A 12,476-nucleotide genomic window follows, 5' to 3' on the forward strand; every position below is an offset into this window, starting at 1 on the left:
CAGAAACAACATGACCGAATGGTCATATTGTTTCTTTATTGCGTAAGCAATTAGAATAAAATGCTCTGCATTTTATTCTTGCGCGGGTCCTTAGGGTTTGCCCCGCCGGGTTGCTTGACAAGTAAAGCTGGTCTTTTAAAATCATGGGACATCAGGACCATAAGATTTTGAAACAGCCTCACGTTAAAACAGTTTTTATAGGGAGTCTTGGATGAAACATAAAATTCCTTGTTTTTGTGATAATATTTTTTCCGTTGAAGTTCCCGGGGAAATTGATCTGGATGCCCAGGATGAATATATCGAGAAGATCATGGACGGTTCTTTTATGAATTTTTTCTGTACCAATTGCGGAAAAAAGCATAAACCCGAATTCCCCATAACCATCCTCTGGCCCAGTAGAAACTTACGGCTGGAGGTAATCCCCGAATTGGAGCGGGGGGAATTTTATCGCAGGAAAAAGGACCAGGAACAAAAAGAAACCGTTATCGGCTATCCGGAACTTTCGGATCGGATCGCGGTTTACCGGGACCGGCTGGAACCGGCGGCTATCGAAGCGTTAAAATATTACCTCCTCCTTAAAGCCGAAGAAACCAATCCTGATGGGGAGATCAGTATATGGTACCAGGATAAAGGACCGGAGTCCCTTGAATTTCACATCCACGGATTAAAGACCGATGAAATCGCGGTTACCCATCTTCCCCTGGAACTCTACGAAAAAACAAACCGGGACTACAAAGCCAACCCCCGGGGAGAACTTTTCTCGTCCCTTCGCTGGCGTTCATATCTTTCGGTACAGAATATGATGCGTCCTGAGGAATTAAAATGATTTCCCCGGTCCGGCCCGTATCGGGGAAAATCGTAGTACCCCTGCGGTGTGTCTGGATAGTTTTAGCTTTTTTCGTAACGCTCCCGGTCCTGGCCGAATCCCTGGGAATTTCCGGAAAAAAAACGGTTTTACCCGTAAACGGGCATAAAGGTCCGGTTAATGTCCTCCTTTACGACCACCAGGGACGGGTTTTAAGCGGTGGGGAAGACGGCTTTCTGGGGGTTTGGGATATCTCCGCTAACGCCGCGGTTGAACGTTTTCAGTTATCCCCTTTTTCCATCAGTTCCATGGTTTTACGGCCCAACAAACCGGAAATCGCCCTGATTGAAGGGGGCGAATCCGGGCTTTATCGTATTTCCGTCTGGAATTATGAAACCAAAAAGAAACTTTTCATCCGTTCCTTTAGCGAACCCCTGTCCTATCTTAATTATTCCGGGGGAGGCACGTTCCTTATCGTGGCAGAGAAGATCGGAACCGGCGTTTTTTTTATCAATGCGGAAACCGGGGAGGATATGCCCTTTTCTTTAAATATCCGGGGAACCGTTACCTTCGCCGCCACCGGCAGATCCGAACGGACGATGATCACCTATTTACCCTCCGGAAGCCTTTCCTATTGGGAATTGGGATCGGGGAACGAAATCAGACGTGTATCGGTTCCTTCCGATATCCTCTCTCCGGTCCTTATGGGGAACAATAATTTTTTTGCCGGCTTTGATTCCGGCGGCCTGGTGATAGTGAATGCCCTTTCCGGGGATATCATTGCCCGGGAGCCTTCCCCGCTTCCGGCTTTCCTGGTTCCCGAGGCTTCCGAAACTTTGCAATTACTGTGTTTTTCTGGGGGCCGGACAGCATATTTTTCCCTTACTCCCAGGGGAAGGCTGGAACGGACAAGACCCTTAACCGTATCCATACCCGAAAAGGTAACCAGCGTCCTCAGTGCCGGAAAAATACCGGTGCTGGGAAGCGCCGACGGTAAGGTCTGGGGCTTTGATCGCCGGCAAAATAGTACGGTTATGACCGCCGGGGATCAACGGCCCCTCCGGGATGTTGCCGCTTCCGGGGGGGTCCTGGCTTTTATCGGGGAAGCCAACGATCTGGGGTTTCTTCCCCTGGACTATGGGCTCATAAAAGACCAGGGGGTCATTCAGCTTGAGACCGCCCAAAACTATACCGACATCACCCCGGAACCGGAAATACATCCCGGTAAGCCGGGAAAATTCATATTCTGGCGCTCCGACGGAGACTTTGGTGCCCCCATGATAAAAAATGTCCTGGTCCCCGCCATGGATACCCCGGCCCGGGGCGTTTCCCCGGGGACTTACGGAGCGGCGGCTCCGTCGGTTTCCTTTACCCCCAGGGAGCCCCTGCTTTCCGTCTCCATGCTGACGGACCAGGTATTGTCCCTGGGTACCGGCGGAACTATCACCGTCACTTCCCTCAACACGGGAGACAGCATCTTTTCCTTTTCCTCCCAGGGCGCCCTGGATGCGGCTTTTCTTGACCCGGAAAATATTATCATTAGCCGCAGTACCGGTTCGGGGGGGGCTCCCTTTCTCAAGGTGAATCTCTTAAGCGGTGAAACCGTACCCCTGTCATATCCTGTTGATATCGGGGTCCGGGTATACCGGGGGTTGACGGGGACCCTATACGGCGGTGTGGCGGCCCTGGCTTCAGGTACCGTAAAAAACGGCATTATCAAATTAGATGTCACGAGACCGGATCGTTCCATGCTTTTAACGGAATATCCGGGGGAAGATACCGGATTTGATATGGCCGAATGTAACGGCGTCCTGGCAAGCACCCTCGGTGAGGAAGGGGCCCTTATCTACCGGGCCGGCGCTACGGTTCCCTTTGAACGGACCTCCGGCCTGCCCATAAAACTTATCGGCGGCATAAACTACTTCTTATCCATAGACCGGGACGGCAGCATTACCTGGCATGATCCGGAAAACGGATCCTGGTGCGCCCTGCTGAGGATGTATGAAACCCAGTGGTTTTTGGAAAAAGCCGACGGATCGGTTTTGAGCGGAACCATTAAAAAAGGATCCTAACGCGGCGGCTCCCGGCTTGTTAATTTTATCCTGCTTAATCGTGGGATGGATTTTTATGTACCTTTTCTATGGCCTGGGCGACCGCCTGTTTTACCGAATCGGCATAGACCTTATCTTCCATTGCCTGGGCCGCATAGAGGGTTCCCAAAAGAGAAAACCGGTAGAAGGGTTTTACCGTATTCAGCGCCATGGCGGCCATATCGACCACACAATCATTACAGCGGCAAATTACCCCCTCATAGGCTTCAAGCTGATTTTCCAATTCTTTCAGGACCACCTTTTCCGATTCGTTCACCAGCAGCTCGAAATTATAATTATCAATAAATCCCATAGCTCCTCCTCACAAAAATTTAATGGCTCCCCCCGCCGCGGACATTACCCCCGGGAGGCTCCCGGGCAGAGGACCCTTCAAATTAGGTATCCCTTGCCCAGGGCTCAAATCTGGTATATTTTTTTATAAAAACAATCTTCACCGGACCGGTTGGTCCATTCCGCTGTTTGGCTATATTTAATTCCATAAGTATCCCGTCGGTGGGGACCTCGTCCATGGATTTTTTCTCCGTTCCTTCCGCCGTATTCAGAAACATAACCAGATCCGCATCCTGTTCGATAGAACCCGATTCACGGATATCTGAAAGATTGGGCCGTTTACCCTCGGCATCCCGGCGGACCTGGGAAAGGGCTACGATGGGGATGTTGAGTTCCCGGGCGAGGCTTTTAAGGGAACGGGAAATTTCCGCTATTTGTTCATGCCGGGGAAGCTGATAGTTGTCCGAACTTATCAGGGTAAGATAATCGATAAAGATGATCTCCACCTTTTGCTGGGCCCGGAGCCTCCGGGCCTGGGCCCGGAGATCCAGGAGTTTCATATTGGGCATATCCACAATAAAAAAGGGCGCGTTATAAATACGATCCGCCGCTTTATAAATAAGGTCAAAATCAGAGGGTTTTAAGAGGCCGGCCCGAATTTTAGTGGATTCGATCCGGGCCTCGCTGGAAATAAGCCGCTGTACCAGGGCCAAATCAGACATCTCCAGGGTAAAAAAGGCAATCGGAATTGGCCGTTTTTTGTTATGGATGGACATATTGGCGGCCATGGTTAAGGCCAGGGCGGTTTTTCCCATGGAAGGTCGAGCGCCGATAATGATAAGCTCTGAATTTTGAAAACCAGAGGTCATATTGTCTAATTTTTCCAGCCCCGCAGGAATCCCGGTATAGGCGTCTTTGCTATTGAAGAGGTTTTGTATGGTATCTATCGCCTGGGGGATGATCTCCTTGGCGCTTTTAAAGGTAGCGGTCTGCCGGTTATCGGCGAGATCAAATAAACGCTGTTGGGTTTCTTCCAGTATTATTCGGGAGTCCTGGGATTCATCGAAGGATTTGGTGTTTACCTCCGCGGATATTCGCAGAAGAACCCTCCGGACGGAACAATCCTTTACTATCCGGGCATAATAATCCACATTGGCGCTGGAGGGCACCACATTGGTCAGGGACGCCACATAAGCGGCCCCTCCGGAAGCCTCCAATTCCCCTGCCTGCCTGAGTTCCGCGGTAACGGTGATGATATCCGCCTTCCGCCCCTGATTGAAGAGGCTTAAAACCGCCTCGTAGACCCGGCGATTGGCATTGGAATAAAAATCATTCCCCCGCAGGTACTGGATCGCGACGGTAATCGCATCCTCATCCAGAAGTAAAGCGCCTAAAGTCGCCTGCTCCGCTTCCTCATTATGGGGGGGAATTTTATCCTTAAGCACCGCAGCTGCCATAGGGACCTAAAGCTTATGCCTGGGATACTTCGACCGTACCGGCATCGGGGGAAGGCTCCGGGGAACTCTCGGCCGTGCCCGTGTCTGCTGTCTCCTCCGGAACAAGCTCCGCCGCGGTTTTGTCGGGATCTTCCGGCGGAATTGGGGAAACGGCTTCCACGGCCGCCGCCTCCGGGGCAGTTTGATCCCTCCCCTCCGGAGTATCCCGGCGCCTCCGGGGCCGGTTGGGGGGCGGACTTTTTGGTTCCACCTTGATCTCCTGGCCCTGGACCGTAATAGTTACTTCCGCAAAGGTATTTTCGTAGAGCTTAACCATAACCTTGTATTTACCGACACTCTTAAAGGTATTTCCCGGAATCTCCACCCGTTTCCGCTCAACCGGAAATCCCTGTTTTAAAAGTTCATCGGCGATGGTCTGACTGGTAACGGCGCCGTAAAGTTTTCCATTGGGCCCGGCGGGCATGGATAAAAGCAGGTCCAGGCCCTCCAGTTTTTCTTTAAGCCCCTGGGCATCCTTCCGTTTATCCGCCTTACGGGCGTCAATCTCCTCCCGCCGGGCTTCAAATAACTTGATCGTACTTTCCGTATAGGGAAGGGCAATGCCCCGGGGAAAGAGATAGTTTCTGGCATAACCCTTAGCTACATCCCGTACATCCCCTTCTTCGCCTAAGGGACTCAGATCCTTATTGAGAATAACTTTCATAACACAAGCTCCTTTGAAATAAAAGCCGAACTTTTATTTCTTCTTTTAATTTCCCACCCTCGGAGTAGAGGATGGGCCCTTTGATTTTTGCACCCGAAAGGGCGCCCAATTTTCCGCTATCCCCAAAAAAATTAAAATTCCAAGAATAAACGGACCCACACCGGGGTTAACTATGGTAAACAAAAACACAATATTGCATATAACCCGCAGGGCAGGGGGAATGGCAAAACGGTTTAAAAAAAACAACACAATCCCCCCACCTTGGGCCAGATACAGTATAACACACAGGACCAGGGTATTCCACGCGATAATTTCCAGGGGAGCCGCCTTGATCCAGGTTCCCAACACTACCGACAAAAGGGAGCCGGAAAGCACCCAGATAATCCCCGGCGCCACATGAAAGGCCGATAAATTTCCTCCCCCGCGCCGGCGCCGAATAATCCAGGTCAACATCAACGCCCCCTGGCGGCTTATGAAAAAAAACAAAACACAGGATGCTACCCCGCCGCCCCGGATGAGAATAAATTCCAGGGCTTCCAAAACGATATCCGGGGTTAGCTGCTCCAAAAGGGAACGGCGCACCACATCGGCCCCCCCGGAAGAGACGTATAGGGAACTAAACAACTCCAACTGGGCTTTAATAAACGCGTGAAATCCGGCGTTATTCCGCAGGGCAATAAAAAGGGGCAAAAAGACCAAGGCCCCCCCCAGGGAACCCACCACCATACGATAGACGGTCCGGATCCGTAAAAAACGGGGTCCCGATGAAGGCGGCGCCGTAATCCATCCAAAGAGTAATGCCATGGCGGAAAAATAAAAAATATCCGTCCCCCATTCCCCCGGATCATACCCTAAAAAAAGGGTAATTCCCCCAAACAATATACCGTTCCCCAGAACGGCACAAACAACGGCCAACCACGCGGTCCGCAAATCATAACCAAAAGCCACAACCCCCAGGGGAACCAGGGAAAAAAAACTGAGGAACCCACTGTACATACACCCTACACTCACCAGAGCACTCACGAGGATAGGCATAAGATCCGATCTGCGACGGATGGTCATAGACAAGGGAGACGCGGCTTACTCGGCAACAAAGGGAAGCAAGGCGATAACCCTGGCCCGTTTAATTGCCAAAGCCAAAGCCCGCTGGTGTTTTGCGCAAGTTCCGGTAATCCGCCGGGGCAATATTTTCCCCCGCTCGGTGATAAACCGGCGAAGCACATCGGCATCCTTATAATCTATTTTCAACTTTTGGGTGCAAAATTTGCAGACCTTTTTCTTAAAATAGATTTTTCCCTTGCCGCCGCCCCGGCCAGTTCTATCTTCCCCTTCCCGGCCGTCCATCTGAACATCCATTCCCCTATCCTGCCGGGGCGGACGTTCGTTTTCACTATATTTTTCATCTGACATAATAAACTCCATAAAATTGAGGCTTTGGAAAAAACGGCAAAAAAGCCGCGTTAAAAAGGAATATCATCGGTAAAACCGTCATCCCCTGCCGGGGTTTCCCGGGGACTTCGTTCCGGGGAATTTTCCGGCCGGCGCTCCTGATAAGCGCCCGAACCGGTTCCGGAGGGGGAATTTCCTCCTCCGGGAGCACCGCCGAGCAGCTGCAGGTTGTTTGCCACAATTTCCACCTTGGAACGGTTCTGTCCGTCCTGCTCCCAGCGATCCTGACGAAGTTCCCCCTCAATTCCCACCATTTTTCCTTTAACCAGGTACTGATTCAAAGATTCACCCTGTCTGCCCCACAGGACAATATCGAAATAACTCACCTCATCCACCCATTGATCGCCGTTCTTCTTTCGGCGGTTAACCGCTAGGGAAAATTTACAAACCGGCTGCCCGCCGGAAGTATATTTAAGCTCCGCATCCCGGGTTAATCTACCAATGAGGACTACATGGTTTAGATCGGCCATAGGCTTTTCCTTATTCCTCTATTCTTACAAAAAGATATTTAAGAAGATTGGTATTGAGCTTAAAAACCCGGTCCAGGGTTTGCAGCTTTGCCGGATCCAGTTTGAGGGTAAAAAGCACATACCGTCCCCGTCTTCTTTTTTTGATTTCATAGGCAAGATCCCTATCCCCGATTTCATCGGTTTTTTCGATCTCCGCCCCATGATCCTTTAAGTCGGTCAATAGATGTTCCCGGCCTTCCTGGTACAGGTCTTCTTCCAGGGGAAAAATAACCGTTAGCTCATACGGTCGCATGGGCCCTCCTTTCGGACTAAAATATGGTCTGCTTACACAGACAAAGAGGTATAAAAAGGCTGTTTCAAAATATCGTGTTCTGAAAGACAAGGTTTACCTGTCTTTCAGCCTTATATGCACGATTTTCAGCGCTTTTTTCTATAATATAAAAATTGACTTTTTTTGTCAATATGCTATTTTATCCGTTTTTTTCGCTGGAAATAACTATACAAACATCCTATAAAGCCGATATTTTATAAGATAGGAGCTTCAAAAGTAAGCTGCTCTTGAAAGCGGTCTAGGTGGTTATGATTAAACATATCAATTTTGAGGATAACATCTTTTTACTTTCCATACGGATCAGGATGATCCGGGATTCGTTGCTCCTTGATGCGGATCCCGAGCTTTTTCTGGAAATAACCTTGGCCGACGTTGACTTTATCGATCGTACCCTGACCTTTCTTTTGCATAATTTAATTGAAAACAAACGGTTTATAGAACGGGAGGAGCAGTTTTATAACCTCTCCAAAACCGAACATCAATTTGAGGAGGTTCTATCGGAACTGGCCAATGGTTCGGGAAGTATTTCCGGGGCAGCCTTACCGCCGCCGCTCCGTGAAAAAATAGGCATCTTTCAACAACAAGCCCTGATGAGACAAAGAACCCTTGCCGAATCCAAGGTGGAAGCCGGTAAAAAATCGGATAACCTGGTGGTCAGCGCCGATGAGTTGATCGAACTCCTCAAAGATTTTTAATAGATCATGAGGATTTCCGGGGGAATCCTTCGGGGACGGAGGATTGAAGTTCCCGAAGGGATAATACGGCCCGCCATGGACCGGATGCGGGAATCGGTTTTTGCCAGCCTGGGGGATTTAACCAAGGTTTCTTTTCTTGATTTGTTTTCCGGTTCCGGTATTATCGCCCTGGAAGCGGCGTCCCGGGGGGCGGAACCGATTGAAGCGGTGGAAATGGATCCCTTAAAACGGAAAATTCTCTTAAAAAATATTTCCATCGCTCCGGTCAGGATCAAGTGCCGCTTTATAGCGGTGGAACTTTATGTTAAACGGGCCAAGGAAAAATTTGACGTCATCTTCTGCGATCCCCCCTTTCCCTATAAATATAAGGGGGAACTCCTCCGGGCCATAACCTATTCCCCCCTCCTCCCGGCAGGTTCCCGGCTCCTCGTACACCGGCCCCGGGAGGAATCGTGGCGGGATATTCCGGAACCGCTCCGGCTGGAAAATTCCAAGACCTATGGCCGGTCGGTAGTTGACTTTTTTATAAAGGTATAATACTTGAATAATTTAGTAATATCTAATACAATATATTCCTTAAACAGGCATTCCAAAATTCGGTTGGTTTGGAAACAGCCCCGAATTTTAATAAAATTCAGTTGTAAATTTGGAAAAAATGACGTTATATTATAATATAACGGTAGTGTTAGGATCAAAATGGATTATAAAAAAGTATTCGGTCGATTTGAAACTCAAAATGAGTTCATAAAAACCGTTTCTAAACCCACCATTGACGGAGCCCAAAAAGCGGTTCTTAATCGTAAGGGTAATGTTTTATACAACTCCGGGGATATAGAAGGGGCCAAGCGAATTTTTCTAACAACCGGATATTCCGACGGCTTAGTAAGGATTGGCGACTATTATGTTTCCAAAGGGAGGGATATAGATGCCCTCCGTATGTATTGGATAGCGCCGGATCATGCCAAATGTGAACCTATCATTGAGCGTTTATCCGTTATAATCGGAACCTTATTACGGGAAGAAGAGGATCAGCCCAATGAGTGATTATGGCAGTCAAAATTCCATAAATATTGAGGAAAATGGGCCGGAAAATCAAACTGAAGAGATTAAGGAAGCTTCTGAGATCTCGGAAATTTCAGAATTATCAAAAAAAGGATATCAACTTTTAAAAGAAAATAAAATCGCCGATGCCATGGATTGTTTTACCAAAATCCTGGTGGTGGACGAAAACAACAATTATGCCCTGGTAGGTATGGGGGATGCCACCCGGAAGCGGGGTTCTTTCCGGGATGCAGTAGAATATTACCGGCACTGTTTGGCCCATCACCCGGGAAACAATTACGCCCTGTTTGGCTTGGCGGATTGTTACAAGGCCCTGAACCAATTTCATAAAGCCATAGAAATATGGGAACAATACCTGCTCCATGACGATAAAAACATTACCGTGCTGACCCGGGTTGCCGATGCCTATCGAAAGGTGCGGGATTTTAAACATTCCAAGGCGGTATATCTGCGGGTTTTGGAAATGGAGGAGCAAAATCCCTATGCGATTATCGGTTTAGGGCATCTGCATTACGATTTTAAAGAATACCGGGACGCCCTTTTTTATTGGGAAAAGATGCTGGAAGTCCATAAAGAAGCGGTGGATATCCGGGTACTCACCTCCATAGGAAATTGCCACCGTAAATTAAAAACCTTTGAAAAGGGGATACCCTATTTTCAACAGGCCCTTGAAAAAGAGCCCTTCAATTTTTATGCCCTCTTTGGGCTGGCCGACTGTTACCGGGGCATGAACCAGCAGAACCGTTCCCTGGAGTATTGGAACCGTATCCTGGAACAGGACCCCCGGAACAAGGTGATCCTGACCCGGGCGGGGGACGCCTACCGTAACCTGAATGATTTTGAGCGGGCGGGAGATTATTATCGCCGGGCGCTGAATATTGAATTTGATACCTATGCGGTTCTGGGCCTGGCGGTGATAGCCAAGACCCAGCATAAATACCAGGAGGCCATTGAATCCCTGCGCCGTCTTATCCAGCAGGATCCCAAAAATTACCGGCTTTATGTGGAATTGGCCGATTGCTGGATAAAAAAGAACGACAAGGCCCAGGCGGTGGAGGTACTGGTGGAATTCCAAAAATTAGGGATCCGTAACCCCACGGTGACCGAACTTCTGGAAAAATACAAATCCTGAAGATACCCGGATGGGTTCGTCCAAGTCCGTATTGTCAGGGCGCTCCCTGGAAGAACTAAGGGCGCTGTTTTCCCCCTTACCGCCCTTCCGGGCCAAGCAGGTTTACCGGTGGATAATCCGGGGAATCCGGTCTTTTCAGGATATGACGGATCTTTCCCGGGAACTTCGGGAGGCGTTGGATTCCCGGTTTACCCTTTATTCCAGTATGGTCTCTGCCCGGCTGGAGGATCCCGACGGAACCGTTAAACTCAGGATAACCCTGGAGGATGGCGCGAAGATCGAGGGAGTCCTTTTGGTTGACGGCGAGGGCCGGCATACCGCCTGTCTTTCTACCCAAGCGGGGTGTCCCATGGCCTGTGTTTTCTGTAAAACCGGCGCCCTGGGGTTCCGGCGTAACCTTGACGGCGGGGAAATAGTTGAACAGTTTCTCCATATCCGTTCCGCGGCAGCCGGGGAGCATAAAAGCCCCGCCGAGGGCCCGGAAATTGCCAATATCGTTATCATGGGGATGGGGGAACCCCTGCTGAATCTTAGGGAACTCCGCCGAGCCCTGGGGATCCTCACCGATCCCCAGGGCTTGGGAATCTCCAAACGGCGGATTACGGTCTCCACCAGTGGCATCATCCCCGGCATATTTGATTTGGCCGATCAGGGACCGGAGGTACGGCTTGCGGTCTCCCTGACCACCGCCGACGGGGAGCTACGGAAACGGCTGATGCCGGTAACCCTGGCCAATCCCCTCCCCCGCTTAAAGGAAGCCCTCGCCTACTACCAGCGAAAAACCCGGCGCCGGATTACCCTGGAAGTGGTACTTTTGGGAGGGCTCAACACCCGGCGCCGGGACCTGGAGGCCCTGGCCGATTTTGCCGCGGGGCTTGAGGTGGTGGTGAACCTTATCCCCTGGAACCCGGTGGCGGGCATGGAATTTGAAGGCCGTCCCCTGGTACAACCCGCGCCCCGGGAAATTACCGAATTTTCCGAAGCCCTGACCAAGCGGGGTATCGGGGTAACCCGGCGCCTGGGAAAAGGCCTGGGGGTCTCCGGCGCCTGCGGTCAACTGGGGGAGCCCTTTTAGGGAAGCGCTGAGGAACTATTTACCGCCAAGTCAGGTAAACACCGGATATTATGGTTTAACGTACCGGGGAAAGGGAAAAATCCGGGCTACCACTCCCGGGGTTTAAAGTCCGGGGGATTTTCTATAATTACCGTATCGCCGGATTGCTGTATCACATAGAAACCTTTTTTCTGGGCATATTTTTTTACATTTTCCGCCACCACCGCTCCCGCTACCGCGCCCAGAAATTTACGGCTATCCCGGCGATCATCGGCATAGGACCGGAGCTTCTCCATCCTTTCAAGATGTTCATCCACATGATCAATCCGCAGCTGGGTTTTAACTTCTATCGCCAGGACATATTCCCCGTTTTCCAGCAGCGCGTCGATCTCCGTAATGATCTTTTTATCCGGGTCTTCAATTAATACGCCGGGACCCATTTTGGTAAAGGCATAACCCAGGCGGTTAAATTTTTCTTTAATATTGGCTAATACCAGATGTTCAACCACGATCCCCAATTTATTTCCCAAATCACCCACGATCCGCGAGGCTTCCTTGATTTTCCGGTCGGTTTCCTGGAACTTCCGATCGGTTTCCTGGAACTTCCGATCGGTTTCTTGGAACTTTCGATCGGTTTCCTGGAACATAACCCACACATCCTCAAAGGTCGGATGCCCTGTTGATTCACCGATATTTTGCCGGGACATAACACCCTCCTCTTACCACAAACATACTGGAACAGGGATTTGTTGTCAATGAACCTTGACGGGACGGTCCGGATCTGCTAGGGTAAAGATGGTTTGATTTTTATCGGACTTATTTTATCGCACACCGATTTCGGGGTGGTTGACCGTTTTATCAGGGGCCGGCAGTATCCGCAGGGGTTCGTTGTTCCGGTAAAACGCGATGCCTGAGATCACACCCGCTGAACCTGATC

The 12,476-nt window shown here is 50.1% G+C and carries 15 protein-coding genes; 7 read left to right on the forward strand and 8 right to left on the reverse strand.

The annotated features are described in order from the left end of the window. Positions 1-211: 211 nt before the first annotated feature. Positions 212-826, forward strand: coding sequence for a CpXC domain-containing protein (locus LQZ21_RS05600; protein WP_411043254.1), 615 nt, complete (start codon positions 212-214; stop codon positions 824-826). Next, positions 823-2,877, forward strand: a complete 2,055-nt coding sequence (locus tag LQZ21_RS05605) for a WD40 repeat domain-containing protein (protein ID WP_411043255.1) — start codon at positions 823-825, stop codon at positions 2,875-2,877. The genes LQZ21_RS05600 and LQZ21_RS05605 overlap by 4 nt, the downstream gene beginning before the upstream one ends. Positions 2,878-2,911: 34 nt before the next feature. On the opposite strand, the gene LQZ21_RS05610 is transcribed toward LQZ21_RS05605, so the two are convergent. The 7 genes from LQZ21_RS05610 to rpsF form a co-directional block, all read right to left on the reverse strand. Continuing rightward, entirely contained in the window at positions 2,912-3,208 is a 297-nt protein-coding gene (locus LQZ21_RS05610; protein WP_411043256.1) for a late competence development ComFB family protein, read from the reverse strand. Positions 3,209-3,290: 82 nt separating this feature from the next. Further along, positions 3,291-4,643: a replicative DNA helicase gene (dnaB, locus tag LQZ21_RS05615; protein WP_411043257.1), complete on the reverse strand. Its 1,353-nt coding sequence runs from the start codon at positions 4,641-4,643 to the stop codon at positions 3,291-3,293. A gap of 13 nt (positions 4,644-4,656) precedes the next feature. Beyond that, on the reverse strand, positions 4,657-5,346 hold the full coding sequence (rplI, locus tag LQZ21_RS05620; protein WP_411043258.1) for a 50S ribosomal protein L9: 690 nt from the start codon (positions 5,344-5,346) through the stop codon (positions 4,657-4,659). 45 nt (positions 5,347-5,391) lie between these two features. After that, entirely contained in the window at positions 5,392-6,408 is a 1,017-nt protein-coding gene (locus tag LQZ21_RS05625) for a YybS family protein (RefSeq protein ID WP_411043259.1), read from the reverse strand. Positions 6,409-6,426: 18 nt separating this feature from the next. Next, complete coding sequence (gene rpsR / locus LQZ21_RS05630) at positions 6,427-6,756, reverse strand: 30S ribosomal protein S18 (RefSeq protein ID WP_411043260.1); 330 nt, start codon at positions 6,754-6,756, stop codon at positions 6,427-6,429. Between the two features lie 50 nt (positions 6,757-6,806). Beyond that, positions 6,807-7,265, reverse strand: coding sequence for a single-stranded DNA-binding protein (locus tag LQZ21_RS05635; protein WP_411043261.1), 459 nt, complete (start codon positions 7,263-7,265; stop codon positions 6,807-6,809). A gap of 10 nt (positions 7,266-7,275) precedes the next feature. Then, complete coding sequence (gene rpsF, locus LQZ21_RS05640) at positions 7,276-7,557, reverse strand: 30S ribosomal protein S6 (RefSeq protein ID WP_411043262.1); 282 nt, start codon at positions 7,555-7,557, stop codon at positions 7,276-7,278. A gap of 287 nt (positions 7,558-7,844) precedes the next feature. On the opposite strand from rpsF, the gene LQZ21_RS05645 reads away from it, so the two are divergent. The 5 genes from LQZ21_RS05645 (at position 7,845) to rlmN (ending at position 11,560) form a co-directional block, all read left to right on the forward strand. After that, positions 7,845-8,291, forward strand: a complete 447-nt coding sequence (locus LQZ21_RS05645; protein WP_411043263.1) for a hypothetical protein — start codon at positions 7,845-7,847, stop codon at positions 8,289-8,291. Positions 8,292-8,297: 6 nt separating this feature from the next. Further along, the gene (locus tag LQZ21_RS05650) at positions 8,298-8,828 is read left to right on the forward strand and encodes an RsmD family RNA methyltransferase (RefSeq protein WP_411043264.1); all 531 of its coding nucleotides are present in this window, start codon (positions 8,298-8,300) and stop codon (positions 8,826-8,828) included. 159 nt (positions 8,829-8,987) lie between these two features. After that, complete coding sequence (locus LQZ21_RS05655; protein WP_411043265.1) at positions 8,988-9,335, forward strand: hypothetical protein; 348 nt, start codon at positions 8,988-8,990, stop codon at positions 9,333-9,335. Next, positions 9,328-10,485 (forward strand): tetratricopeptide repeat protein, encoded by a 1,158-nt coding sequence (locus tag LQZ21_RS05660; protein WP_411043266.1) that lies wholly within the window; start codon positions 9,328-9,330, stop codon positions 10,483-10,485. The genes LQZ21_RS05655 and LQZ21_RS05660 overlap by 8 nt, the downstream gene beginning before the upstream one ends. Before the next feature lie 10 nt (positions 10,486-10,495). Next, complete coding sequence (gene rlmN, locus LQZ21_RS05665) at positions 10,496-11,560, forward strand: dual-specificity RNA methyltransferase RlmN (RefSeq protein ID WP_411043267.1); 1,065 nt, start codon at positions 10,496-10,498, stop codon at positions 11,558-11,560. An 86-nt stretch (positions 11,561-11,646) separates the two neighbouring features. Here the strand turns inward: rlmN and LQZ21_RS05670 are convergent, their stop codons facing one another. Further along, entirely contained in the window at positions 11,647-12,246 is a 600-nt protein-coding gene (locus tag LQZ21_RS05670; RefSeq protein ID WP_411043268.1) for a hypothetical protein, read from the reverse strand. Between the last annotated feature and the right edge of the window lie 230 nt (positions 12,247-12,476).

The sequence above is a fragment of the Treponema sp. TIM-1 genome (assembly GCF_046533115.1).
Classification (GTDB): domain Bacteria; phylum Spirochaetota; class Spirochaetia; order Treponematales; family Breznakiellaceae; genus JAIRMO01.